This window comes from Desulfovibrio sp. ZJ369 (genome assembly GCF_011039085.1).
GTDB lineage: Bacteria > Desulfobacterota > Desulfovibrionia > Desulfovibrionales > Desulfovibrionaceae > Desulfovibrio.
Genome location: NZ_JAAKEI010000036.1, coordinates 1 through 25,951 on the forward strand (window position 1 = coordinate 1; position 25,951 = coordinate 25,951).

Here is a 25,951-nt window from a genome sequence, read left to right on the forward strand (position 1 = left end):
CAACTCATCGACTGGGAATGTGGCGGGCGTGATCAGGCTACCCTCCATAGATTGATGGAGCGCTTGAAAAAGTGGAAAGTCTGGTTTTACTGTACGGACAAGTGGAAGGTTTATCCTCTGGAGATAGCCGAAAATGATCTGCTTCAGGGGAAAAGTGGCACAGTCCGCATAGAAAGGAACAATTGTCGCCAGCGTCACTGGTTTGCCAGATTCCGCCGAAAGTCGGTCGTTGTTTCACGAAGTCTGCACATGGTTGACTTGACGATGGCTCTTTTTGCCAAGTTTCATGTAAATGGAACTCTGGATGATATTAAAACGTTATTTAGTTAATACTATCAATTTTCCATACCCACAAGATTCAAACCAGCCCTGGGCATCATCCTGTGTGATCATGCTCAGGGCTTTCGCTATTACCGCATAAAGCTCTTCATGGGTGCGGGCCTTCAGGCCTCTTAGAGCAGATTACCTTTGACTTTTTATGAAAGTCAAAGGTGGCATTCAGGCGAAAAACGCGGTTTTCGCCTGAATGTACGCCGCGTTGCGGCGGCTGCCGCTTTCGCGTCAGCAGAGCATTTTCAAAGTGAAAATGCTCTACCAGTTGTTTTACCTTACTCCACATCTTTTCAATGGGATTAAAATCGGGGCTGTACGCCGGCAAAAAAATATATTCAGCTCCTTTGCTTCTTACTGTTTCCTTTGCTGTTTTTGATTTGTGTGAACTGAGATTGTCCAGGATGACAATATCTCCAGGTCGTAACTTAGGACTAAGTGTATGTTTGCTATAAGCTTCGAACATCTTTCGATCTACTGCGCCTTCAAACATGAAACTTTCTGTTGTTCCATCAAGCCGGATGGAAGATAATACTGTTACTGCTTTCCATCTTCCATCAGGAGCTTTATCATAACAACGGCTCCCTTTATAAGCTCGACCTTATAGTCGGGTCATGTTAGTCTTTACGCCAGACTCATCAAGAAAATCAACCTGTCAGCAGAGACTGTTGTTTGATATTTACTCCATAGCTCACGCTGGATTTTTATATCTTTGCGTTCTTGTTTGCTTGCCTTCAGAGTTTTTTCAAAGACAAAGCCAAGTTTCACTATCGTTTTATGGATAGCAACCAACGAACATTTCTTATTAAAGCGTTCTCTTATTTCTTCAAGAGTTAAATCAACATCTTTTTTTAACAAATCAGAAAGTTGCTTTAATTCTTCTTCAGAAAAACAACTTTTTCTATATCCGTTGGCAAAGGAGCGAGGCGATTATTTTGTTTGCACGCCCGCGCCGTCAATGGCGGCGTGGCCGATGACATCGTTTTTCATAGTTCGGAATTTCAAGCTATTGCTCCTTATGCTTCACCCCGGCGCAGCCCTGCCGGGGCGAAAATATCACATTCATCTCAAACCGGGCAGCCGCGATGCCGTTGTCCGGGCTCAAAAAAGAGGCGTTGCGCCACACAACAGAAAGCAGTGCCGTTTGCAGGAACCAAACAGCGCGGCTGCAACGCAGGCAGGCAACTTGCAAAGTTATATAAGTATTTAAATGAGACTGTCCAGAAGATGGCAGCATTGCAAAAATACGTTATACGGTTGCTGCGGCACAAAAAACCGCCCTTGTGGGCGGCAAGAGTGCATTTATACTCTGAACGATGTCTACAGATGTAATTCCAATGTGCGGCACTGTCGAATTTTACAGAAATGCTAAAGAACAGGACTTCGTTGCCTGTCCGAGCGCGTCGGGAGATCTTGCATGTGGTTTATAGTGCACAGCTTGCTGCTGACAATGCTTATGACTGGCTCCGCAGGGCAGGCGGCAAAAGCGGCGCGGGCCGGCATCGGATTTGAACAGACGAGGACGCAGCCCCAGGCCATGCTGCCGCAATCCGCGAGTCTCGGCGGGCTGCCGCCTCTGGCGGAAATGATCACCTCGCCTTTTGGTCCCCGTCGCCTGCCCGGCGGGCTGAGCCGCCGCGGCATGGTCGTTCGTAAGCATTCCGGTCTGGATATCCGTGCCCGGCTGGGGTGGCCGGTGGTTGCTTTCAAGGGCGGCGTGGTCAGCCATGCAGGACCGCATGGCCTTTCCGGCATTGTGGTTGAAGTCAGGCAGGATGACGGCATGACGGCGCGCTACGCGCATCTGGGAAAAACTCTGGTGAAAAAGGGACAACGCGTGGAAACCGGGGCTGCCGTGGGTCTGGTGGGCTGCACAGGCAGAACCACAGGGGCCCACTTGCACTTTGGCCTTCAAAACAGGCAGGGCGAGGCAATAGATCCTTTGCCTTATCTGCGCAGCGCCGCGCAAGTGCTGCGGCCGGCGCCGGAACAGATTCCCGCGGCGCTCTCGCCGCAGTCCTGCGGCCCGGTTGTGCGGGGGCGCGACGGGCGGCCCAGGCGCTTGGGACGAGCCCTGCAAGAACTGGAAGCCTTTAAGCCGCCGGGCATTCCCCGCCGGGAAGAGCGAAAGTGAACGGCTCGTACAACAAGACGGCGTGCCGACAGCGCGGCATGCGCGGCAAGGCCGGAGATATCGCAATGTCGGGCAAAGTGCTGTGAACGGCAGTACTGCTTGTCGAACAACGGAAAGCAGAGTAAATTCCTGTCGGCCCGGCCGGATGCGGCATATTCCTTATTCCAGCCTCACAAGGAAGCAACAGGCAATGAACATACGCCCCGTCATCCTTTGCGGCGGCACAGGCACGCGGCTGTGGCCGCTTTCGCGCAGGTTGTATCCCAAGCAGTTCATGGACCTGGGCGGCCATACCCTGTTCCGGGACACCTTGCGCCGGGTCATGGCTCTGCAAGACATGCTGCCGCCTCTGATCATTTGCAATGAGGAACAGCGCTTCCTGGCTGCCGCGCAATTACAGGCCTTCTCTTTGGAACAGGGCTTAGACCTGCCCGGTAAGATCATTCTTGAGCCCGAAGGGCGCAATACGGCCCCGGCCATAGCCGCGGCGGCCTTTGCGGCTCTTGCCGGGCAGGTCGGCTCCGGTGCCGGTCGGGATTGCGCGGACAGCGAGGGGCAGGAGCCCCTTTTACTTGTCCTGCCTTCGGATCATGCCTTGCAAAATATGAATGACTTCGCCCGCGCCGTGGTCGAAGCCGCCGTTTGCGCGGAGCAGGGGCATCTAGTGACTTTCGGCGTGCGTCCGGCAGGGCCGGAGACGGGCTACGGCTGGCTGCGGCGGGGCGAAGCCCTGGCTCAGGGTTTCAAAGTCCGGCGTTTTGTGGAAAAACCCTGCCCCGCTGATGCCCAGGCCATGCTGGCAGACGGCGGTTACTACTGGAACAGCGGCATGTTTCTGTTCCGCGCCTCGCAGTATTTGAGCGAACTGGCAAGGTATGCGCCTGCAATGCATGAGGCTGTTCGCGCCGCTTGGGCACAGCGCCGTACCGATATGGATTTCACGCGGCTTGAGGCCGCGTCTTTTGCCGCCTGCCCGGCGGATTCCATAGATTATGCCGTCATGGAAAAAACCCCGCTGGCGGCTATGGTGCCGCTGGATGCCGGCTGGAGCGATCTGGGCTCCTGGTCTTCGGTCTATGAGGCTGCCCCGAAAGACGATGCAGGCAATGCCTGCATTGGCGACATTCTTGCTGAGGAAGTTTCGGGCAGCTATCTGCACTCCAGCGGGCGTCTGATTGCCGCACTGGGAATCAGGGATTTGATCATCGTGGAGACCGGCGACGCGGTACTGGTCGCCGACAAGGGACGTTGCCAGGACGTCAGGAAGCTTGTGGCGCGGCTTGCGGCAGGCAAACGCCCTGAAAAGGATACGCATCTTCGCGTGTTCCGTCCTTGGGGATGGTATGAAACGCTTGCCCTGGGCGAGCGTTTCCAGGTGAAGCGGATTATGGTCAACTCCGGGGCCTCGCTTTCGCTGCAACTGCATCATCACCGCGCGGAGCATTGGGTCGTGGTCAGCGGCATGGGCGAGATCACCGTGGGCGAAGCCACGGTGGTGCTGCATGCGGATCAGTCCACATATATCCCTCTTGGCGTCAGGCATCGCCTGGCCAATCCGGGCCCATCTCCGCTGGAAATCATTGAGGTGCAGAGCGGCGCTTATTTGGGAGAGGATGATATTGTCCGCTTTGAGGATCATTACGGACGATCCTAGAGCAGATTACCTTTGACTTTTTATGAAAGTCAAAGGTGGCATTCAGGCGAAAAACGCGGTTTTCGCCTGAATGTACGCCGCGTTGCGGCGGCTGCCGCTTTCGCGTCAGCAGAGCATTTCCAAAGAGAAAATGCTCTATATGTTATAACAGGAAAAATATGAGTACATTTTTTCATCCTGAGGCTATTGATTCCGCATTGATATAGATTTATCGTTAAATTTAGTTTTGCTGATATTTATCACTACGCAAGGAGTAAATATATGCCTGCAACCTGGAAAAAATATGGATGGGCAGTGGCCGCCATCTTTTTATTGGCCGCTGCGCAGGTCCATGCCTCTTCCAATAACCCACTGGTGGGAGAAAAACTGTATAAAGAATCCTGCATGGCCTGTCACACGGAAGAACCGGCAGGAATGATGGGCGCTTCCACGGCTTTGCTCGTGGAAAGAATGCATACTGTCAAGGCAATGAAAGCGCCTGAAGGCAAAGTTGCTCATATGCAAAAGGTTTTGAAGAGGATCTCGGATCAGGAAATTACTGCTATTGCGGTCTATCTCAATGGCATGAGATAAGCGTGCATATTTCGCCGCAGAGTCTGTTGTGAAAGCAGTGGACTTTGCGGCAATTTTATACATTTTATTCTATTGCGTAAAAATTCATTAACGTCCTCGAATTGTGAGCACGGTTTTATTTGAGGTAATTATTTTTTGTTTTGGTTGTAGAATTAAAGATATTTTTCATTGCGGCTGTTCTGTTTTTCTGAACAGGATATACTAACAGCTATTGTAGCTGATTTCAATACAATGATGGAGCAACTATGAGCGTTAACGGAATGATGATGCAATACTTTGAGTGGTATATGCCTTCAGGCATATTGTGGAAAAAAGTCAAGGATTCCGCAGAGCAACTTTCCCAGGAAGGAATTACGGCCCTCTGGCTTCCCCCTGCCTACAAAGGCGCGCGCGGCAAGGAGGATCAGGGCTATGCGGTTTATGATCTCTATGATCTGGGCGAATTTGATCAAAAAGGCAGCGTGCCCACAAAGTACGGCACCAAGGATGAGCTGCTGGAGGCCGTGCAGGCCGCGCATAAGCACAATATTCAGGTGTATGCCGATATTGTTCTGGATCATATGATAGGCGCGGATGCAACCGAAATCGTCAAGGCCGAGGAGCACAATCCGGACAACAGGCTGGAGAAAGAGAGCGGTTTGAAAGAAATTGAAGTCTGGACGCATTTTACCTTTCCGGGCAGACACAAGAAATACTCGGATTTTGAATGGCATTGGTATCATTTCACCGGCATTGATTACGACGAACGCAAGGACGAAGAGGGTATTTTCAAATTTCATGGCAAGTATTGGGAAAAGCAGGTGGATCAGGAGAACGGCAACTTTGATTATCTGATGGGCGCCTCTCTGGATCTGAACCATCCGGAAGTGAAAGAGCAGCTTAAACGCTGGGGCCTGTGGTTTATGAAAACCACGGAGCTGGACGGATTTCGCCTGGATGCCGTCAAACATATGAAGTTCAGCTTTTACAACGAATGGCTGGACGAGATGCGTTCAAAATACAGAGAAGAACTCTTCACTGTGGGCGAGTACTGGAATTCTGACCTCGCGGCCCTGAAAAACTATGTGGACACCACAGAAGGCGCTCTTTCCCTTTTTGACGTGCCCCTGCATTTTAAATTTTATGAAGCCTCCAACGGCATGAACACGTTTGACATGCGTACCATTTTCGACGGCACGCTGACCCAGGACAACCCCAACAAGTCAGTGACCTTTGTCGACAATCACGATACCCAGCCGGGCCAGGCGCTGGAGTCCTGGGTGCAGGAATGGTTCAAGCCTCTGGCCTATGCCATGATCCTGCTCCGTCAGGACGGCTATCCCTGCATTTTTTATGGAGATTACTACGGCATTGAGCACAGCGGGAATCCCCCCTTGCGGGAGAAGCTGCTGCCTTTGATGCAAGCCAGAAGGGAGTATGCCTACGGCAAGCAAAATGACTACTTTGATCACCCCAACACTGTCGGCTGGACGCGGGAAGGCGACGACGAGCATGAAAATTCCGGCCTTGCCGTGCTTCTGACCAACGGCAGCGACGGTGAGAAAAGAATGTACGCGGGCAAAAAATTCGCCGGTTCGCAGTTTTACGACATCACCGGCAATGTGGATGAACTCGTTACCATAGAAGAAGACGGAAATGGCCTGTTTACAGTCAAGGGCGGTTCCGTTTCCGTGTGGGTCAGGAAGATCTGATTGCCGATCCGCAGGATTTTGCCTTGATCTCAAGCAGGGCCCGCCGCCCATCCGGATGGGCGGCAGACCCTGCTCTTTTTGGGCAAGGCTGCGGGAGCCACGGGCAATGTGCGCCGCAGGCCATGAGATTCTTTTCGCCGTGACGCGCAGGTCAAAAAAACGCCGTTATGCGGCGTTTCTTACGGTTTCTATTTTGTAACTAATTGAAAATATTATTCTAATTATGAGTGGAATAAACTTTGCTTGCTGAAGGCAGGCATTCCCCGCCGGAATGCGGGAGGTTGTATGAAAAGTTTGTTCAATAGCCAGATCGGCCTTGTGGGCAAGGTCATGGACATGCAGTTGCAGCGGCAGAATGTGATTGCCAGCAATCTGGCCAACGTGGAAACGCCCAATTACAAGCCGCGCGAATTGACCTTTGAAAAAGAATTGCAAAAATCCCTGGGTCTGGACATGAGAGGCGTCATGAGCCGCACTGACCGGGGGCACATCCCCACAGCCTTCAATCCCGACAACTTCGGGCCGGAATGGTCCAAACAGTTCAAGCCGCGCCAGATCCACGGCGAGGATCGCGTCAGTCTGGACAAGGAAATGGCCAAGCACGCCAAAAATCAGCTCCAGTACACGGCTCTGACCCAGGTGATGACCAAGAGCTTTGAGGGGCTTTCCACAATTATCCAGGACGGCAAGCAAAGCTGATCAGGAAGGTGAATTGTCATGGATTTTCTGACCGCACTGGACATTAGCGCTTCCGGGCTGACGGCCGACCGTACCCGGATAAATACCATAGCCATGAACCTGGCCAATGCAAAGACCACGCGCACGCCCCACGGCGGCCCCTACCGGCGGCGCACCGTGGTGCAGGTGGCCACGGATGTGGATGATCCTTTTTCCGTGCACATGCGTTCGGCCCTGGATCGCGAGCTCAAAGGCGTGCGCGTGCTGGCCGTAAGCATGGACAAGCGGCCGCTCAAACAGGTCTATGAGCCGGGCCATCCCGACGCCAATGCCGAGGGCTACGTTTTTTATCCGGATATCAACGTGGTGGAGGAAATGGCCAACCTGATGACCGCCCAGCGCAATTACGAGGCCAATGTCACCACGGTGGAAGCCCTCAAGGGCATGTACCTGAAAGCTCTGGAAATAGGCAAATAAGGGTTTGGGCGCATTTCGCGCAGGCATCCGGCAGTCTGTTTTCCGGGCGCGGCCCGGCGCGGAGAAAGGGCCCGCGGCAGAGCGGCAAAAGGGTTTACAGAGAGGAGTGAAGGCATGAGCGTTCAGGCATTGGGCTTGCGGGCCTACAGCGATGCATTGCGGCATTTCAACAAGGTGGAGGGAAATCTCAAGCAGGGCGTGCCGGTGGGCAGGCAGACGCTGTTTGCCAAAACCCTGGATCAAAGCCTCTTGCGCGACAGCGTGGATCGCGGCGAAAATTTCGGGGCCCAGGCGGATTTCATACAGCGGGTTGCGAACCCGCATACGGCCGTCACTCCGAGCAACAGCTTCACCGACACGGTGAAGAGCTCGCTGAACAGGGTCAACGAGCTGCAGAGCGCCAAGGCGCAGGCCATTGAAGATTTTGCATCGGGCCGCAGCCAGAATGTGCATGAACTGATGATCACCATGCAGAAATCCAGCCTGGCCATGAAGATGACCAGCGCCGTGCGCGGCAAGGTGCTGGAAGCCTACAAGGAGCTTTCCAAAATGCAGTTTTAGAGCGGTTTGCCACTTTCATGAGCAAAACACGCTCATGCGCTCCCGCGCACAGCGGCCCCGCGGCGTTTACGCCGCGGGGCCGCTGTGCTTGATCTGCCGGAGGCGTCACAAATTTGAATGTCGCGCCGTTTTGCAGATTTTTTCTAGTAATTATTTTTTGATTTCCAATAGTTATAACTTGGCACGGCAATTGCTATTTTTGCGCAAAAGCCGGTTTTTCGCCGGCAAGTTGAATGATGGGGAGAATCAGTTATGCCTGCTTTCATTGCGCAGTTTGGGAACACCGTCAAGGGAATCTGGCTCAAATTGAGCGTTATTCAGCGCGTGGCGCTTGCCGGCGGCGCTGTGGCCCTGCTCTCTGCGATCATAGGGCTTTCGATCTGGCTGGGGCGGCCGGAGTACCGCGTGCTGTATTCCAATCTGGGGCCTGAAGACGCGAGCCATGTGCTCAAGACGCTCCAGACCGACAAAGTGCCTTACCAGCTTGCGGACAACGGCGCCACCATCCTGGTGCCCAAGGAAGTGGTGTATGATCAGCGGATTAAAATCGCCGGAGAGGGCGGCCTGGTGGGGCAGGGCATCGGTTTTGAGATTTTCGACAAGGTGAAGGTGGGCCAGACCGACTTTGTGCAGAAAATCAATTACGCGCGCGCGCTTCAGGGCGAGCTGGCCCGCACCATCAGCGAATTCCCCAGTGTGGAAAGCGCCCGCGTGCATCTGGTCATCCCCCAGCGCAGCCTGTTTGTGGAGGAGCGCCAATCCCCCTCCGCTTCCGTGGTGCTCAAATTGACTCGCCCCCAGGTCAAGCCGGATCAAAAAGAAATCAACGCCATTCTGAATATGATGCTCATGTCCGTGGAGGGCCTGGACAAGAATCATATCTCCATAACGGACAACGGCGGCAAGGTGCTGTATCAACCAGAGGAAGACAGCCTGGCCGGGATCAGCACCACCCAGATGGAGCACCGCCTTCAGGTGCAGCGCAATCTGGAACGCCGCATTGAGGAAATGCTTCAGCCCCTGTTCGGATCGGGCAAGGTGATCGCCAAGGTCAACGCGGATATGGATTTCAGCCAGAAAACCATCCGCAGAGAACTTTTTGATCCCGAAAAAACGGCGGTGCGCAGCGAGCAGCGCAGCGAAGAAAGCCAACAGGGCCGCGCCAATCTTGAGGCGGGCGCGCCGGACGTCAATTTTCGCGGCGACGGCATCACCGGCTCGGTCTCGGATCAGAACGGCACGCGCGAAACCCGCACCACCAACTATGAAATCAACAAGGAAGAGCAGCAAATCGTCGCCAATGTGGGAGATTTACGCCGCCTGACGGTTGCAGTGATCATTGATGGGACGTATGAAAAGGTAAACGGAAATTGGACATTCGTGCCCCGCAAGGCCGAAGATCTGGAACGCGTGCGCCAACTGGTTTCCAATGCTGTGGGCCTGGACAAGGCGCGCGGCGACGCGCTGGAGGTGAGCAGCGCGCCCTTTACGGATTCCGCGCCGCCCAGGGAGCCCAACTTCGCCGAGATGCTGGCCGAATACGCGGAACGCCTCGGCAAGCCCTTGCTCAATGCCCTGCTGGCCTTCCTGTTCCTGATGCTGGTGGTGCGGCCTGTGGTGCTCGCGCTGATCCGGCCCAAGGTGGAAGCCGGCGAAATGGTTGAAGGCCTTGAGGGCCTGCCCGCGGCCGAGGAGCAGCTTGCCCTGTATGAGGCCCTGGAAGAAGCGGCCAAGGCCGACGAGGAGCCGCAGGACGCTCTGGAGGAAGATGACGACGAGCTGGTGTTCAAGGATATTGAAGCTCTGAAAGCGCATATCTTTACCCTTTCGGATAATCATATGGAACAGGTGGTGACCCTGGTCCGCGGTTGGATGAAGAACGATGAAACAGCAAAAGTCTAGTCAAGCGAGGCTGCCCAGCGGCGGCGGAGCGTATTCAAAGCTCCCTGACCTGGCTGAGTTGCGGGCCCTGCGGCATGCGCAGAAAGAAACCAACGCCCGGGTGGAAGAGCTGAAGCTGCGCCTTTTTCGGATTACCGAGCAACACATGGATCAGGCCATCCGGATCATTAAACGCTGGCTTGCGCAGAACGAAAACTAGAGCATTTTCTCTTTGAAAATGCTCTATGGGGACTTTCAGGCATATTCAAGAGTAAGGAGCGGGGTGATGGAGTTGACCGGCCAACAGCGTATTGCCGTATTGCTGCTCGCTATGGGCGACAAGTTTGCGGCCGACGTTTTCAAACGCATGGAACGGCAGGAAATCGCCGACATCTCCAAAGCCATTGTGGAATTGGAGCCCGTGCCCAAGAAAGTTGTGGAAGAAGTGCTGCGCGACTTTCACGAGTCTCTGGTGGACGGCGTGGATATGATCTCCGGCGGCAGAGACACCGTGAAACGTCTGTTGGTCAAGAATCTTGACCCGGAAACAGCCAAATATATCATGGATTCGCTGAGCCTGGACACCGGGCCCGCGCCTTTCCGCGAGCTGGAGCAGGTCAGCCCGCGCCTTCTGTCGCAGATTCTGCGCAACGAGCACCCGCAAACCCTGGCGCTGATTCTGGGGCATCTTCACCCGGATCAGGCCGCCAATCTTTTGACAAGCCTGCCCGCGGGCGTGCGCCCCGAGGTGCTCATGCGCCTGGCCCGACTGGAAGCCGTGCCGGAAGACATGCTCATGGAAGTGGACAAGGTCCTCACGAGCCAGCTTATCGCCATGGGCGGCAAGGAAGGCAAAAAGGTCGGCGGCGTGCAGGCCGTGGCCGAAATCCTCAATGCCGTGGATCGTGCCACCGAAGAGGAAGTGCTTTCCGAAATCGAGGAAGATTCGGCCCAGATGGCCGAGGACATCCGCAATCTCATGTTTGTCTTCGAGGATTGCAAGAATATTGACGACCGCGGCGTGCGCGAAATGCTCAAGGAGATTTCCAATGAGGAGCTCACCCTGGCCCTGCGCGGAGCCAGCGACGAGCTCAAGGAGAAGTTCTTCAAGAACATGTCCGAGCGCGCTGGCAACATGATCCGCGAAGAACTGGAGTTCATGGGGCCCACCAAACTTTCCGACGTGGAAACGGCGCAGCAGAACATCGTCAAGATCGTGCGCCTCCTGGAGGCCGAAAACAAGGTTGTGGTCAACCGCGGCGCGGGCGATGTTTTCGTATAGAGCAATTTCACTTTGAAATTGCTCTGGCGGCCGCGGGAGCGGACGCCCGCGCCGGCGGTAGCCGTTAGCAAGCTTTGCTTGCTTACGGATAGCGACAGCGGTTGCGTTGGCTGGCTGTCGCAGTAACCAGTTGCTGTCTTCATCCGTAGCTTCCTTCGTCGCAACGGCTGAAGCAATGAGCCTGAAAACCACGCTTTTCAGGCGCTTGTCCCGCTTGCGGGGAAATGATGGCAGCGCCGCTTTTGAAATTGAATAATTTCAAAAGCAAAATGCTCTAGCGGCTCTTGCGGCAGGCGCGGCGCTCCTGTCAGAAATTCAGGCCTGAATTTCTGACTCACTACACAGGGACCGGTCATGGCATCAGACGAATTGCGCAAAAAATGGGGCACAATCTTCATGGGCGAGCGCGAGGCCACCGTGGAGCAGCTGGATGCCATGCAGGAGCCTGCGCGCCGGGAGCGGCTCAAGGAACAACAGCAGGAGGATTACCTGGAACGCGTTCGGGCAAAGGCCGCGGATCGGGCGCGTGAAATCCTGGGCGCAGCCTACGCGGAACGCGAGAAAGTGCTGGATGAGGCCAGGGCTGAAGCTGAGAAAAAACGCACCATGCTGGTGCAGGAGGGTGAAGCTCTCAAGGCCGCGGCCAAGGCGGATTATGAGCAGAAGGCCGCGGAGCTGGCCAGGGCCGAAGCCGCGCGCGAGGAGGCGGAGAAAATCCGCGCCGCGGCCCATGAGCAGGGCTTTCAGGCCGGCATGGAGCAGGCCAGCGCGGAACTCAGGGAATTCCGGGCCGAGCTCGGGCAATCCCTCGCGCATGTCCTGCAGGCTCTGGACAAGCAGATGGACGGGATCTGCGCCTCCTGGCGCGAGGAGCTCGTGGAGCTCACGCAAACCGCGGTTGCCGCGGGCACGGGCTGGCTTTTGGAAAAGGAACATACGCGTATTTTGCGCTCGCTGATGCTGGACGCGCTGAATTTGCTGGAGGATCGCGCCACAGTCAGCGTGCGGGTCAATCCGGAGGACGAAGCGACAGTCAGCGACATGTTCAGGGCCGCGCGCGAGCGCGTGCCGGAACTCAGGCAGTGGATCGTCAACGGCGATCCGGCCATAGAGCGCGGCGGTCTGGTGGCCGAAAGCGCCGGAGGCAGCGTGGACAGCCGCCGTGAGCGCTTCCGGGAGCTGGTGGACAACATCCTGGCGCATCTTGCGTTGCCCCCGCGCGACATGGAAGCGGCGGGCAAGGCCGCCATGCATGATCTGGTAGAGCGGGAAGTGGAACACATCGCGGCGCTGGCGCCGCAACCACAGGCGGGAGGCGCGTCGTTGCCGCAGGGGCAAGAGTCCGGGGCGGAGGCAGGGGAGCCGGAATGTGAAGCCGCGCCCGCAACGGCGTCGGAAAGCGCTGTTGCAACAAAAGAGTCAGAGTTGCAACCAGGCCCGGAAGCGGCTGTGGATGGGCCCGATCCGACAATGTCCGGGCCGGAGCAGTCTGCCGCGTTTTCCCCGGAAACCGCAATCTCCGGGCCGGATGGCGACGCGCCTGAGGCCTTTGCGCCCGCGTCCGGCCACGGCAATGCCGCGGCTCACGCGCAGCGGCAGGCGGAAAGCGCGCCTGATCGGGATTCGGCCCCGTCCGGGGCGCAGGAAGTGTTGCCCGGCGCTCAGGCGGAGCAGGCGCGAGACACGCCTGAACAGGAGCAGGCGCCCGCGGATCTGCCCGAAGCCTGGTTGCCGCCCCTGGGGGATGCGGCAGACGCGCGGCCGTCCGCGCATTCGGCCCAGGCGGGCACGCGGGAGGGCGGCTATGCGAATACCGCGGCCGCGGCCGTATTTGCGGAAGCCCGGTCTGCTTCGCAGCCCGGGCGCAATGAAAATCCCAGCCTTGCGGAATTGGAGGAAGAGCTCTTCCCGGTGGACAACGCCGAAGAACAGGAGGTACTCTCCCACGGCGGATTTTTGCCCGGCGCAAAGAAAAGCTGAGCATACTGCAAGCCCGGTTTTGCCGGGCAGCGCCGCGCAATGAAAAAAAGCGGCCTTGCAACAGGCGGCCTGCCGGATCCGAGCCCAGGCCGGAGTGACCATATATGAAACTTGACCCCCGTTCCTGCTGCCGTTTGCTGCGGGACAGCAATCCCGTCCGGCTCTACGGCAAGGTCAACAAGGTTGTGGGCCTGGTGGCCGAAGGCAGCGGCTTGCGCGCGCCCCTGGGCGCTGTCTGCCACATGTTGCCGGATGAGGAAGGCGAAGGCATTGCCGCTGAGGTGGTGGGCTTTCGCGACGGCAATCTGCTGTTCATGCCCTACGGCGACATGCGCGGCATCCGGCCGGGCAGCAAAATCCGCAATACCAGCCTGCCGCCGGTTTTCCCCGTGGGGCCGGAACTTCTGGGCCGGGCTTTTGACGCCTTCGGTTCCCCGCTGGACGCCGGGCCGCGGGTCAGTGCGGAGCTGTACGCCTCGCCGCTCCCGGCCGGGGAGCAGGGCCGGGCCGACTTCGACCGCCAGATGGAAATCCAGAGCCCCTTTACCCCGGAATGGGCGGCAAAGGCCAGGCAAGACTGGCCCCCGGAACTGGCCCCCCTTTACGCCGATCCCCCAAGCCCTCTGCAACGCCCGCGCATCACGGATATTCTGGATGTGGGCGTGCGTTCCGTCAACAGCCTGCTGACGCTTGGCAAAGGGCAGCGCGTGGGCATCATGGCCGGCTCCGGCGTGGGCAAGTCCACGCTCATGGGCATGATGGCCCGCTACACCAGGGCCGATGTCAATGTTATCGCCCTGATCGGCGAGCGCGGCCGCGAGGTGGTGGAGTTCATGGAACGCGATCTCGGCCCGGAAGGCATGGCCCGCTCGGTGCTGGTCATTGCCACTTCGGATCAGTCGCCCCTGGTGCGCATGCGCGCGGCCTACGCGGCCACGGCCGTGGCCGAGTATTTTCGCGACAAGAGCATGGACGTGCTGCTGATGATGGATTCCGTGACCCGTTTTGCCATGGCCGCCCGCGAAGTGGGCCTTGCCGTGGGCGAGCCGCCCACCACCAAAGGCTACACGCCCACGGTCTTTGCACAGTTGCCCAAACTGCTGGAGCGCGCCGGGCGTTCGGCCAGGGGCACCATTACCGGCATTTATACCGTGCTGGTGGATGGCGACGACTTCAACGAGCCCATTGCCGACGCCGTGCGCTCCATTCTGGACGGGCATATTGTGCTCACCCGCGAGCTGGCCGACCAGGGGCATTTCCCGGCCATCGACGTGCTGCGCTCCATCAGCCGCCTGCGTTCGGATATCTGCGATCGGCAGGATATTCTGGCCGGCCGCGTGCTCACCAGACATATGAGCACCTTCCGCAAGGTAGAGGATATGGTCAATATCGGAGCCTACGCCAAAGGCAGCAATGCCGAGATCGACGCGGCCATTGCCAAGATGCCCGCCATCAATGCCTTTTTGCGGCAGGATGTGGGCGATCCGCAGTTTCTGGACCAGTGCATGCGGCAGATGCGCATTCTGGCGCAGCAGGGACAGCCCGAACCCTCCCCGCCGCAGGCGGCCAGGGGCGTGGCGCCTTTGCCCCAGACCTAGGGGCAGCCCTCATTAAGCCATGCAAAGCCGCCTTGTTACGTCCGGCGGCGTTGCATGACCAACATTGACCTTGCGGTATGTTCAATACAGCTTCGCCCAATGTTTGCCTTGCGCCTTGCTGGCCGAAAAAATTCGGTTTTTCGCGGACGGTGTTTTACTGAAGGCTGACCCTATTTTTTTGTTGACTATAAGTCAAGTTATGGATAATTTCATCTCATGAAGCTTGGAATTAGTCTTTTTTCGTCAGGTGGAATCGGTGATTTAGCTATGAGGGCTAGTGGCGTTCATATGCTTGTTGCAAACGAAATTTTACCGGAGCGCGCAGAAGTATTTAAAACAAATTATCCGTCTACATACATGATAGTTGGCGATATAAATACAAAAAAAGATGATATAATTGGAATGACAAAAAAAAAGCTAAATGGTCGTAAGCTTGATATTATTTTTGCTACCCCGCCATGCCAAGGGATGTCAAAAAATGGCAGGGGGAAACTATTATCTGAAGTTAGACACGGTAACCGATCTAAACTTGATCCACGTAATCGTTTAATTCTTCCTACAATAGAAATAATTAAATCACTATCTCCAGAAATAGTAATTTTAGAGAATGTTCCAGAGATGGAAAATACTGTTATTGAATATAAAGATGGGATGTATACGATACTTCAGTGTATGCAAGATGAATTGATTGATTATTATGGAAGTTGGGAGATCGTTGAGTTTGCTGATTATGGAGTACCAGAACGCCGACAACGTTTGATTACCATATTCACAAAAAATAAGAATATAAAAAAATGGATAGCCTCTAAAAAAACATTTTTACCTCCTAAAACACATAGTGAGTCTGGGGGACGAGGTCTTTTAAAATGGAGAACTGTGAGGGATGCTATTTTTGATCTCCCAGCACTAGATGCAAAAAATATAAAATTTGCAAAACACCCTACCCTAAAATATCATAGGGTTCCTTTACTTGATGCAGAAAAATACTTTTGGGTTGAAAATACTCCAGAGGGTAAATCAGCATTTGATAACCAATGCCCATATTGTCACTATAACCGAAATAAAGTGCATGGAGCATCTAAAATTAATGGTATTAACCAAAGTAATAAAGATACGCCTGTTTATTGTGAGAGCTGTGGCAAGCTGCTACCACGCCCATGTATGAAAGAAAATGGAACATATCGCATAATGAAAGGGTATACTAGTGCATATAAAAGGATGTCTTGGAATAATCCTGCGCCTGCACTAACGAGGAATATGTCTTATGCATGTAGTGATAACAAACTTCATCCATCTCAAAATAGAGTTTTATCACTCCATGAGGCGTTTATATTACATACAATTTCAGAATATGAATATTCTTGGGTGTCATATGGGGGAAAAAACTGTTCAGATAAAACAATACGAGAAATAATCGGGGAGAGCATTCCACCGAAAGGCTTTGAAATTATCGTAAAGTTTATTCTTCAAATTGCTGAAGGAATATATCCAATTTCGTCCAATCTCAAAACTGAGCAACTGTCATTATTATCCGTAGCTACATAAGATTTCCATTGTTATATGTATTGAAGAAATTTATATATTTACTATCGTCAAGTACAAATAACCACCCTCTGTACATTTCAGCCACTCCTGCACGAGTCATAATAGATACACTTGTTGTCCTTCCCCCTCCCGTTCGAGGTTGTACTATTTTGCCCCAGTGGTCTGTTGTAAGTTTGTTACTATATTGCAAAGATGTTATTGTGGGTAAACCATCAATAAAATCCCAGACAATACCAATTAAATTGTTTGTCTGTCTATGATGGGCCTTCCAATCGTATCCTTTTAATACAAAAATTCGCTGATCTCCGATATCTGGCCTTGAGATATTCATTTTATTACATTTCTTTTGATCAGGGATACTCCCGCATGTAGCTTTTACTTCGATACCTCCAGCTGCAAATGGACTAAAAGGAGCTTTTTCCTGCAATTTATTATTTTTTAATAATTCATCATAAATCTGTCTACCATAATCATCCATTAGTAATAGATCTGGATATCCATCTTGGTGAGGATTTTTAATTAATATGCCATCAAACACATCTTGCATAGATTTTACAAATAATTCACCTATAGTTGCACTCAAATTTCTCATTCCTAAAATACGGGCTAAGTCTAACTCTGATGAATAGAATTTTTCTATATAAGCAGTGAAATTTATCATTGAATTATAAAATAAATCAATATCAAGATTTAATAAAGTACCATCATGTTTTATTAGGCGAGGTGTAGCATAGGCATTCCGTTTATAGCTCATATGAGTCAATAACCTCCCTTAAAAAATCTGTAGTGGAAACATTTAAAGCAGAAATCAATTTTTCTAGTGATGCGATTGTAATATTTCTTGAGCATCTTTCTATGCCTGAAATATATGTTCTATCCAATCCACACCGTCCAGCCAAGATTTCTTGACTCAATCCTTGCTTCTGTCTAAGCTGTTTAATTACACTTGCAATATGTTTATTGAGTTCATGCATGGTATTTATTTATTCGTTTGTTGAATATAAGTCTATGGACTATAAGTCACACTCTGTGATTAGAGCGTTTTGCTCATGAAATTAGCTAAGCGCTCTGACAGGGCGAAGCCATGCTAGCCGCGAGCATCAGCCGCGAGCGGCAGCCTCTTTGCCCTGGCCCGCGCATATCCTTGCTTGATAGCGGCACAACGCTTGTGCTATCTTGAACATGCCAGGCACGCCTTTGCCTTGTTTCCCCAGGCCGCGCATCCCGATCCCTTTGAAAAGCCGTTGCGGCTTTTTTGCATGTCTTGCGGGACGGGTCCTTGCGACGTTGTGCGCCAATTGTCCACGGAGGCGGCCACCATTTGTCATTCGTTCTCATAGGCCGGATGTCGTTGCCTAAACGCAGAGCGCAGGGCCGCTGACGGAGTCGCCATGTTTCTCTCCCGATTGCTGGCTTTTCTCAAACGCCCCACAAAGGCGGCTCCGTGCCCGACCGCGTCCGACTCCCGCGACGCGGAACATTTTTTCGCCCTGCGCCATCATTCCTTCAAGCTCTTTCTCACGGCCTGGAATAAATTCCAGGAAACCATGACCGAGCTTGAGTATACGCTGTGCTGCGATCATCCCTTCGGGCTGTACCGCGTGCGGGCGCTCTGCACCAGCGTGTCCACCCAGGTTTTTCAATGCATTCAGCAGCTGGAACGTCTTGATGCAGGCCCTTGCGCCGCGCTCTATGCCCGCTTCGCGGAGCTGCAAAACATCGTGGCCGCTGAAGTCTATGAGCCGGAGTCCTGTTTGCTGGGCCCTTTGGTCCTGCCCCTGGGCCACCCGGATCTGGCCGCCGCGGCCGAGGCCGGGCTGGTGGATAAGGCCACGATCCGGCTGGATGCCCTTGGGCGTCGTTATCCTGACGTGATTCCGCCGGGTTTTGTGGTCACGGCCGCAGGCTGCCAGCGGCTGTTTCTGGCTGACGACGTGCAGAACGAGATCCACCGCCGGGTACAGGCAGCCGGGGGCTTTGGGACAAATCATCTGGCCAGGCTTTCGGAAAGCCTGGGTTCACTGGTGGAAAGCACGCCGCTGCCGCCGGAACTGGCTGAAGCCGTGCTGGCGGCCGTAAGGGAACTGCGGGCGCGCTGCAAGGGCCCCGTGCGACTGGTGTTGCGCGGCCGCCTCTGGCCCCTGCATGAAGAAAAGGATGCGGATCACGGCCTGCTGCTCTGGGGCCCTTCCGTGGCATTGGCTGCGCCGGATGCGGATATCCTGCATGCCCTGCACGTTACCCTGGCCCGCAAGGAGCGGGCCCAGGCCCTTGTGTACCGGCGCGCCCGCGGGCTTGCGGAGGCCGACGCCGGGCTCTGCGTGACCTGCCTGGCCGTGGCGGAAGGCAGCCGCGGCGGGCTGGCGCACACCGGCAACCCTCTCCGGCCGCAGGACGCGCATGTCTCTGTGTACGGCTGCGAGGGTCTGCCTCAGGAAATGGAATATTCCGAGCTGCCTGTGGATCTGCTGCGCGTCTCCAAGGCGGAACCGCATGAAGTGAGCGGGCGCGATCCGCACGATCCGCAGCATCCGGTGCTCAGTGACGCCACTGCCCTGAAGGTGGCCGCGCTGGGCCTGGCGCTGGAGAAAAGTGAAGGCAGACCGCTCTCTCTGACCTGGGTGCAATCGCCCGCAGGGGATGTGCGGCTGCTGCTGGCGCGCCCCCTGATCCTTGCGGACGGGATCGGGGAATCGGATGATCCGGCGCGGCCCGCGGCAAAGCCGGATGAGCTCCCCGCGCCCTTGCTGGAAGGCGGCGTGGCGGCAAATCCGGGCAGGGTGTGCGGCCCGGTGTTGGTCGCCGCGGATTGGGAGGATGTGCGCCGTTTCCCCCAGGGCGGCATCCTGGTGGTTGCCCATGACAGCTATGTCTGGGCTTCGCTCATTGATCGGATCGCGGGCCTGGTTGTCGAGCAGGGCCTGTTGGGCTCGCGGCTGGGCTCCCTGGCCCGGGAGTTCGGCAAACCGGCCGTGTTCGGCATGGCCGGGGCCATGCGGCGGCTGCAAAGCGGGCAGCGGATCACGCTCTGCGCGGACAGCGCCGGACAGTGCCGGCTGTACTCCGGGCAGGCCGATGCGCTTCTGGCCGGGCTGGCGCCGCCGCGTGATTTCATGCCGGGCAGCCCTGTTTTCCGCATATTGCAGCACGCGGCCACGCATATTCTGCCCTTGACCATTGATGCGGACAGCGCGGATTTCACGGCGGCCAATTGCGCCACATATCACGACATTGCCCGCTTTTGCCATGAAAAGGCGGTCAGCGCCATGTTCGCCCTGGGCGCGGAGAAGCAGTTCGCGCCCATGCGCGTCAAGCAGTTGCGCGACGCGGTGCTCAAGCAGTTCTGGGTCGTGAACCTCAGCGACGGCTTTGCGGTGCATCCCACGGGCCCGGTCATTGACATTGAGCAGATAACCTCATGTCCCATGCGGGCCCTCTGGCGCGGCATGAACGCCTATCCCTGGCAGGGGCCGCCGCCGCTGGACGGCAAGGGCTTCCTGGCCGTGCTCTTTGAGGCCACGGCCAACCCGCATCTGGACCCGGCGGCTCAGACAAGCTACTTTTCCGAAAAGAACTATTTTATGATTTCACGCGAGTATTGCAGCCTGCACTCGCGTTTCGGCTTTCATTTCGTTTCCGTGGAAGCGCGCCTGGGCGAGCGCCGCAAGGAGAATTATCTGCTTTTCCGGTTGCGCGGGGGCGCTGCGGACATTGAGCGGCGTATTTTGCGCGTCCGGCTGGTGGCGGATCTGCTCTGGGAATTCGGCTTTGAGCCGGTGGTGCGCAACGATGCGGTCAGCGCGCGGCTGGAAGGCATGAATGCGGAAGACGGGGCGCATTTGCTGGCCGTGGCCGGCTATATGACCATCCACACCCGGCAACTGGACATGATCATGCAGGATGCGGCCCAGGTGGCGGCCCGGCGCGAGCGGATGCTCGCCCATTGCCGCGCTTTGTTTACCGGCCGGGATTTGCCCGCCGACGTGCAGGAGGCAAAAACATGCTCTTGACCTCGCCCACGCCTCACCGCGGCTACAAGCGCATTTACCGCCGCCTGCTGCTGACGCTGCTTTTGCTCGCCCTGACGCCCCTGGCGGCGCTGGGCCTTTTTTGCCTGGATCGGATCAATATCATTTACGACGAAAAAATCAGCGCCGGCATTGAAGCCGTGACCAGCAGCAAGCATCGCGCCCTGGATACCTTTATTGTGGAACGGGTCGGGCAGATCAAAACCCTGGCCTTCACCCATCCCTATGCGGAACTCAGCGATCCGGCGCGCCTGAGCGAGATCTTCAGCGTCATGCAGAACAACAGCCGTTCTTTTGTGGATCTGGGGATCATCGGCATGGACGGCCGCCATGTCTCCTATGTGGGCCCGTTCGACCTCCATGAGGCCGATTACACGGATACGCCCTGGTTCCGGGAGGTGCTGCGCAAAGGCGTGTATGTCAGCGACGTGTTCATGGGCTACCGGCATGTGCCGCACATCATCATTGCCGTGCTGCGCCATGAGGGCGGCCGCAGTTACATCATGCGCGCCACCATCGACATGGAGGCCATTGACGCCCTGCTGCGGCGCGTCTATTCCGGCCGGCGCAGCGACGCTTTTCTGGTCAGCGAACAGGGCGTGCTGCAAACGGATTCGCGCTATTACGGCAAAATCATGGACAAGCTGCAAATGCCCCTGCCCAATCTCTCCCGCAGCAGCATGGTCACTGAATCCCTGAGCGCGCCTCACGGCAAGGAATTGCTGGCGGCCATGATGCGCCTGGAATCCGTGCCCTGGGTGCTGGTGGTGGCGGATGACGTGCGCGAGAGTCTGGAGCCCTTGCGGCAACTCAAGATGCTGATTCTGCTGTTTGTGGTTCTGGGCGGCGCGCTGGTCAGCGCGGGCGCCGTGCTGTGCACGCGCCACCTGGTTTCCACGCTGGCGGATTTTGATCAAAAGCAGGCCCATATCGACGCGCGCATGCTGCAATCCAGCAAAATGGCGGCCCTGGGCAAAATGGCCGCGGGCGTGGCGCATGAGGTCAACAATCCTTTGATGCTGATTCAGGAAAATGCGGGCTGGATTCGCGACCTGCTCGACGACGAGAGCCCGGAGCGCATGAAGAATTATCAGGAAATTCTGGAGAGCACCGCGAAGATCGAGCAGCATGTGGTCCGGGCCAAAGGCATCACCCAACGCATGCTGGGCTTCGGGCGGCGCATGAATCCGAGCCATATGGAAATCCTGCTCAGCGCCCTGGCGGATCAGGCCGTGGAAATGCTCAAAACCGAAGCCGCGAACCGCAACATAGCGATCAGTAAAGAGTATGATCCGCAGTTGCCCGTGATCTTGTCCGATCCGGCCCAACTGGAGCAGGTGTTCATTAATATCATTGATAATGCCATCGACGCGGTGGGCAAGGACGGCAAGCTGACCATCCGGACCGAAGCCTGCGGCGCGGGCGCGCGCATTACCTTCACGGACAGCGGGCCGGGCATGGATGAGGAAACCCTGAAACGGATTTTCGATCCCTTTTTCACCACCAAGAAAGTGGGCGAGGGCACGGGCCTTGGCCTGGCCATCTGCTATACCATTCTGGAAAAACTGGGCGGCCGCATTGAGGTGAGCAGCCGACCGGGAGAAGGCACCAGCTTTTGCATCACCTTGCCGCATGAGGCGGCGCCAGGCCCGGCGGAAGAATCCGTCCAGGCCTGAAGCAGCGTGCTTTGCGCGCCGACGCGCCGCCGTGCGGCAGGCGGCCTGACGGGACAAACAGCGCACAAACGGCTTTTCATCACCCTTTGCCCAGGAGCAGGTATGCGTGTGCTTATTGTGGACGACGAAGTGGAATTTCTGCAACTCATGGAAAAACGCCTCTCCCGGCGCGGCATGGCGGTGAGCACCGCGCCCGACGGGCAAAGCGCGCTGGCGCTGCTTGAGGCGGCGCAGGCTTCGGACGAAGAGATGTTCCGGGTGGTGGTCATGGACGTGCGCATGCCCGGCATGGACGGCCTGGAAACCTTGCGCCGCATGAAGCAAAAGGCCCCTGCCCTGCCGGTCATCCTGCTCACCGGGCATGCCTGCATGGGCGTGGCCGTGCAGGGCATGGATCTGGGCGCTTATGACTATATGCTCAAGCCTGTGGGCATCAGCGAGCTGATCATCAAAATGGAAGAAGCCGTGGGTTCCGCCGGGTAGAGCGTTTTGCTGAGGGCTGATCCCAGAGCAGTCTCACTGTGAAACCGCTCACGAAAGAATCCCTGACGCGGCAAACGGCAGTGGCGGGTTTGGCCGGGCCTTTTCAAGAGGTCACTATGTGGAAGAAAGTTCTTGAAAGCGTGCGCCGCCTGTGTGGCGGCAGGAATCCCGACGCTACCCCTGACGTTGAGGAACTGGCCCGCGAAGAGGAGTTCAAGGCCCGTTTGCGGGAACGTTGCGCGCGCTTTCGCCGTTTGCTGGCGGCCAACAGGAATGCTCTGGAAGCCATGAGCGATGTTGAGGAGCGCCTGACCGGAAGACGCCCCTTTGGCATGAGCTATGTGCGCGCGGCAGGCACGCGCTCGGCCGCCGCGGTTTTTCAGATGGTGCGCGAGCTGAATGCCCTCTCGGAGAACAAATATGCCGGGCTTCAGGCCGCTTTTGACCGCATTCGTCAGGAAATGGAAAGCATTTTGAGCCGGCGCATCCCCGTTGCCGACGGCCCCTTGATCCTGCCGCTTGAAGACATCCGCCTGGCGGATCTGCCGCAGGTCGGGGGCAAGATGGCCAATCTGGGCGAGCTGGCCGCGGGAGTGGGCCTGGATGTGCCCGTGGGTTTCGCCGTGACGGTCAGCGCGTACGAGCGTTTTATGAACTGCAACGGTCTGCACGGCGAGCTGGAGAGCCGCATCCAGTCCACGGACATGCGCAGCCTGGATGCGCTTTTCAGCCTGTCGGCAGCGTTGCAGCAAAAGGTGCTCACTGCGCCCCTGCCGCCGGAGCTGGAAGAGGCCATTACGGAGGCTGTGGAAAGGATGCGCGAGCGCCTGGGGCCGGACCTCAAACTTGCGCTGCGCAGCAGCGCCGTGGGCGAGGATGCGCTGGGCGTGACCTTTGCCGGGCAATACCGTTCCGAACTCAATGTCCTTCCCGAAGAGGCCTGCGAGGTCTGGAAGGAGATCGTGGCGGCAAAATATGCAGTGACCGCCATGAGCTACCGCTTTCAGCACGGTATTCCGGACGACGCCGCGCCCATGTGCGTGGGCGTGCTGGCCATGGTCAAGGCCGCGGCCGGGGGCGTGGCCTACAGCCGCGATCCCGTGGCTGCCGCCCAGGGGCTTGAACGGGTGGCGCTCAATGCCGTGCCCGGTCTGCCGCAAGCTGTGGTGGACGGAACAGTCACGCCGGATGTTTTTATCTTCAGCCGCGAAAATCCGCCCCGGCTCCTGGAAAAGCGCATTGCAAACAGGCAGTCCGGGCAGGCAACAGCTGCCGTGGAAAAGGCAATGCCCGCGTCCGGGACTGAAAATGAAGTCCGCGGCGGCGCGAGCCTCAGCGACGCTCAGGCCGCAAAGCTGGCCCGCGTGGCGCTGGCCCTGGAAGAATATTACAGCGAGCCTCAGGATGTGGAGTGGGCCATAGAGGCCGGGGAGGGGCGCGTGGTGGTGCTTCAGAGCAGGCCGTTGCGCGAGGCCGCCGGGGCAGGGGAGTGCGCGGATGCCGCTGCTCCGCCCGTTCCCCCGCCGCCGGGGCTCACTGTGCTGGCCTGCGGCGGGGTGCCCGTAAGTCCGGGCGTGGGCATGGGGCAGGCTTTTGTGGCCCGCAAGGAAGTGGACATGCTTTCTTTCCCCGCCGGCGGGGTCCTGGTGGTGGAGCGCGCCCGTCCGCGCTGGGCCACTCTGCTTCCGCGCGCGGCCGGGCTGATCAGCGAAACCGGCGGCATGGCCGGGCATCTGGCCTCGGTGGCGCGGGAGTATCGCCTGCCCGCGATTTTCAGCCTGCCTGACGCCTGCCGCCTTTTGGCCGATGCCGGGGAAGTGACTGTCGATGCTTCGCGCAACAGGGTTTTTGCCGGGCTTCAGCCCCAATTACGGGCGGACTGCGTGGCGCAGCCCGATCTGATGGCCGGGAGCCCGGTGCAGGAGCGTCTGGCCGCCCTGGCCCGGCTGATGACGCCGCTGCACCTGCTGGACCCCGAATCCCCGGACTTTTCCCCGGCAAATTGCCGCAGCCTGCATGACATTACCCGCTTTTGCCATGAAAAAGCGGCGCGGATCATGTTTGACGGCGAAGCGGGCGCCAGCCGCCGCATGGGCAAGCAGCTCAAGGCCGGGGGGAAACTGCAATACTGGGTGGTGGATATGGGCGGCGGCTTCACGCGCCCTGTCCGGGGGCCTGTGGTGGATCTGGCCGAGATCGCCTGCGCGCCCATGCTCGCCCTCTGGGACGGCATGGTCGCCGTGCCCTGGGCCGGGCCGCCCTCTGCCGGCGCGGCGGGCTTTATGAGCGTTGTTTTCGAGAGCGCCATGAATCCGGAGCTGGAAAGCATGGCCCCCAACAGCATGGCCAATCGCAACTTCTTTATCATCAGCGCCCGCTATATGATCTTGCAGGCCCGCTACGGCTATCACTTCTGCACGGTGGAATGTCTGGCCGACGACGACAGCCACGACAATTTCGTGAGCTTTCAGTTCAAGGGCGGCGCGGCCGATCGCGAACGCCGCCGCCTGCGCGCGGAGATGTTGGCGGAGCTTCTGGAAAGTCATGATTTTCGCGCCGAGGTCAAGGACGACTCGCTCTTTTCCGTGGCCGAAGGTCTGGATGCGCAGGAGACCTTGCAGCGGGCGCGCCTTTTGGGCTATCTGCTGATCCATACCCGGCAGGTGGATATGATCATGCTGGATCGCGACCGGGCTGAAGCCCTTGGCAATAAGCTGGCCAGGGATATGCGGGAACTTTCGCAACGCCCCCTGCCGGTTTTTGAGCGCAGGGCGCATTGACAGCCCCCGCAGGCTGTGCAATATACATTCAGTTAACGGGCAGTTAGCTCAGTTGGTGGAGCATCGCCCTTACAAGGCGGGGGCCACAGGTTCAAGTCCTGTACTGCCTACCAATGATTCCAATGGGTTAGGGGAACGCTTTTTCCTGCCGACCCCTCATTTGGACATACAAAAGCGGGTTTTTGGACATACAGGATCGCCCCTGAAAACGATGTGGGGCATCTGCTCCATGACCGCCACTTTCTGCGCGTTTTTTACATGCTGATAGTGCTTCAGCACCATCATCGGGCTTTTGTGCCCCATGAGCGCGGCCACCGTGCCGTAATCCGCTCCTGCGGCGATGGCCTCGGTGGCGAAGCCGTGCCGCAAGTCGTAGGGCCTGATGTGCCGCGTGATGCCAGCCTTTTTCAAGGCGCATTTCCACGCATGGCGAATTTGCGTCACTGGTCCGCCCTTATACGAGACCACATAGGCTAGAGCATTTTGCTTTTAACTTTTTACATATCCACAGGATTTAAACCATCCTTCAGCGTCTTTTTGTGTGATACAACTTAATGCTTTTCCAATGGATTTATACAGTTCATCACATGTTTTTGCTTT

At 56.8% G+C, this 25,951-nt stretch carries 22 protein-coding genes, 1 tRNA gene and 1 pseudogene; 19 read left to right on the top strand and 5 right to left on the bottom strand.

Annotated elements, in window-relative coordinates; genetic code table 11:
* A partial coding sequence (locus G7Y51_RS10495) for an IS1 family transposase (protein WP_165177260.1) occupies positions 1-330 on the top strand: 330 nt, incomplete at its 5' end.
* A 97-nt stretch (positions 331-427) separates the two neighbouring features.
* Here G7Y51_RS10495 and G7Y51_RS10500 read toward each other — a convergent pair.
* Both G7Y51_RS10500 and G7Y51_RS10505 read right to left on the bottom strand, forming a co-directional pair.
* Positions 428-916, bottom strand: a pseudogene (locus G7Y51_RS10500) (transposase); the annotation flags it as partial.
* A gap of 38 nt (positions 917-954) precedes the next feature.
* Positions 955-1,188 (bottom strand): hypothetical protein, encoded by a 234-nt coding sequence (locus tag G7Y51_RS10505; RefSeq protein ID WP_165177262.1) that lies wholly within the window; start codon positions 1,186-1,188, stop codon positions 955-957.
* Positions 1,189-1,747: 559 nt separating this feature from the next.
* Between G7Y51_RS10505 and G7Y51_RS10515 the strand changes: the two genes are divergently transcribed.
* The 13 genes from G7Y51_RS10515 to G7Y51_RS10575 all read left to right on the top strand — a co-directional run bounded on the left by G7Y51_RS10515 (position 1,748) and on the right by G7Y51_RS10575 (position 16,384).
* Positions 1,748-2,464, top strand: a complete 717-nt coding sequence (locus tag G7Y51_RS10515; RefSeq protein ID WP_165177266.1) for a M23 family metallopeptidase — start codon at positions 1,748-1,750, stop codon at positions 2,462-2,464.
* A gap of 190 nt (positions 2,465-2,654) precedes the next feature.
* Positions 2,655-4,118, top strand: coding sequence for a mannose-1-phosphate guanylyltransferase/mannose-6-phosphate isomerase (locus tag G7Y51_RS10520; RefSeq protein WP_165177268.1), 1,464 nt, complete (start codon positions 2,655-2,657; stop codon positions 4,116-4,118).
* 261 nt (positions 4,119-4,379) lie between these two features.
* A complete protein-coding gene (locus tag G7Y51_RS10525) occupies positions 4,380-4,691 on the top strand; it encodes a c-type cytochrome (RefSeq protein ID WP_165177270.1) in 312 nt (103 codons plus the stop codon).
* A gap of 245 nt (positions 4,692-4,936) precedes the next feature.
* Positions 4,937-6,382: an alpha-amylase gene (locus G7Y51_RS10530; RefSeq protein ID WP_165177272.1), complete on the top strand. Its 1,446-nt coding sequence runs from the start codon at positions 4,937-4,939 to the stop codon at positions 6,380-6,382.
* Positions 6,383-6,667: 285 nt separating this feature from the next.
* On the top strand, positions 6,668-7,081 hold the full coding sequence (gene flgB / locus G7Y51_RS10535) for a flagellar basal body rod protein FlgB (RefSeq protein ID WP_165072636.1): 414 nt from the start codon (positions 6,668-6,670) through the stop codon (positions 7,079-7,081).
* Positions 7,082-7,099: 18 nt separating this feature from the next.
* The gene (gene flgC / locus G7Y51_RS10540) at positions 7,100-7,537 is read left to right on the top strand and encodes a flagellar basal body rod protein FlgC (RefSeq protein ID WP_165072633.1); all 438 of its coding nucleotides are present in this window, start codon (positions 7,100-7,102) and stop codon (positions 7,535-7,537) included.
* Positions 7,538-7,651: 114 nt separating this feature from the next.
* Positions 7,652-8,098 (top strand): flagellar hook-basal body complex protein FliE, encoded by a 447-nt coding sequence (fliE, locus tag G7Y51_RS13905; protein ID WP_165177274.1) that lies wholly within the window; start codon positions 7,652-7,654, stop codon positions 8,096-8,098.
* Positions 8,099-8,350: 252 nt separating this feature from the next.
* Positions 8,351-10,000: a flagellar basal-body MS-ring/collar protein FliF gene (fliF, locus tag G7Y51_RS10550; protein ID WP_165177276.1), complete on the top strand. Its 1,650-nt coding sequence runs from the start codon at positions 8,351-8,353 to the stop codon at positions 9,998-10,000.
* Positions 9,981-10,199, top strand: a complete 219-nt coding sequence (locus G7Y51_RS10555) for a flagellar M-ring protein FliF (RefSeq protein ID WP_165072049.1) — start codon at positions 9,981-9,983, stop codon at positions 10,197-10,199. The genes fliF and G7Y51_RS10555 overlap by 20 nt, the downstream gene beginning before the upstream one ends.
* Positions 10,200-10,265: 66 nt before the next feature.
* Complete coding sequence (gene fliG, locus G7Y51_RS10560) at positions 10,266-11,261, top strand: flagellar motor switch protein FliG (protein ID WP_165072047.1); 996 nt, start codon at positions 10,266-10,268, stop codon at positions 11,259-11,261.
* 354 nt (positions 11,262-11,615) lie between these two features.
* Positions 11,616-13,241 carry a FliH/SctL family protein gene (locus tag G7Y51_RS10565; RefSeq protein ID WP_165177278.1) on the top strand — a complete coding sequence of 542 codons (1,626 nt, stop codon included), beginning with the start codon at positions 11,616-11,618 and terminating at the stop codon, positions 13,239-13,241.
* Positions 13,242-13,345: 104 nt separating this feature from the next.
* Positions 13,346-14,839 (top strand): FliI/YscN family ATPase, encoded by a 1,494-nt coding sequence (locus tag G7Y51_RS10570; protein ID WP_165177280.1) that lies wholly within the window; start codon positions 13,346-13,348, stop codon positions 14,837-14,839.
* Between the two features lie 216 nt (positions 14,840-15,055).
* On the top strand, positions 15,056-16,384 hold the full coding sequence (locus G7Y51_RS10575) for a DNA cytosine methyltransferase (protein WP_165177282.1): 1,329 nt from the start codon (positions 15,056-15,058) through the stop codon (positions 16,382-16,384).
* Here G7Y51_RS10575 and G7Y51_RS13585 read toward each other — a convergent pair.
* Positions 16,377-17,138, bottom strand: a complete 762-nt coding sequence (locus G7Y51_RS13585) for a hypothetical protein (protein ID WP_206214310.1) — start codon at positions 17,136-17,138, stop codon at positions 16,377-16,379. The genes G7Y51_RS10575 and G7Y51_RS13585 overlap by 8 nt on opposite strands.
* Positions 17,128-17,358, bottom strand: a complete 231-nt coding sequence (locus G7Y51_RS10585) for a helix-turn-helix transcriptional regulator (protein ID WP_165177284.1) — start codon at positions 17,356-17,358, stop codon at positions 17,128-17,130. The genes G7Y51_RS13585 and G7Y51_RS10585 overlap by 11 nt, the downstream gene beginning before the upstream one ends.
* 417 nt (positions 17,359-17,775) lie before the next feature.
* On the opposite strand from G7Y51_RS10585, the gene G7Y51_RS10590 reads away from it, so the two are divergent.
* The 5 genes from G7Y51_RS10590 (at position 17,776) to G7Y51_RS10610 (ending at position 25,464) form a co-directional block, all read left to right on the top strand.
* Positions 17,776-20,394, top strand: coding sequence for a PEP/pyruvate-binding domain-containing protein (locus tag G7Y51_RS10590; RefSeq protein ID WP_165177286.1), 2,619 nt, complete (start codon positions 17,776-17,778; stop codon positions 20,392-20,394).
* Positions 20,385-22,088 carry a PAS domain-containing sensor histidine kinase gene (locus tag G7Y51_RS10595; protein WP_165177288.1) on the top strand — a complete coding sequence of 568 codons (1,704 nt, stop codon included), beginning with the start codon at positions 20,385-20,387 and terminating at the stop codon, positions 22,086-22,088. The genes G7Y51_RS10590 and G7Y51_RS10595 overlap by 10 nt, the downstream gene beginning before the upstream one ends.
* 102 nt (positions 22,089-22,190) lie before the next feature.
* Positions 22,191-22,571 (top strand): response regulator, encoded by a 381-nt coding sequence (locus tag G7Y51_RS10600; protein WP_165177290.1) that lies wholly within the window; start codon positions 22,191-22,193, stop codon positions 22,569-22,571.
* Between the two features lie 116 nt (positions 22,572-22,687).
* Positions 22,688-25,351 carry a PEP/pyruvate-binding domain-containing protein gene (locus G7Y51_RS10605; RefSeq protein ID WP_165177292.1) on the top strand — a complete coding sequence of 888 codons (2,664 nt, stop codon included), beginning with the start codon at positions 22,688-22,690 and terminating at the stop codon, positions 25,349-25,351.
* A 37-nt stretch (positions 25,352-25,388) separates the two neighbouring features.
* Positions 25,389-25,464, top strand: a tRNA-Val gene (locus G7Y51_RS10610).
* A gap of 43 nt (positions 25,465-25,507) precedes the next feature.
* On the opposite strand, the gene G7Y51_RS10615 is transcribed toward G7Y51_RS10610, so the two are convergent.
* Complete coding sequence (locus G7Y51_RS10615) at positions 25,508-25,819, bottom strand: tyrosine-type recombinase/integrase (protein ID WP_346773698.1); 312 nt, start codon at positions 25,817-25,819, stop codon at positions 25,508-25,510.
* Positions 25,820-25,951: the final 132 nt, after the last annotated feature.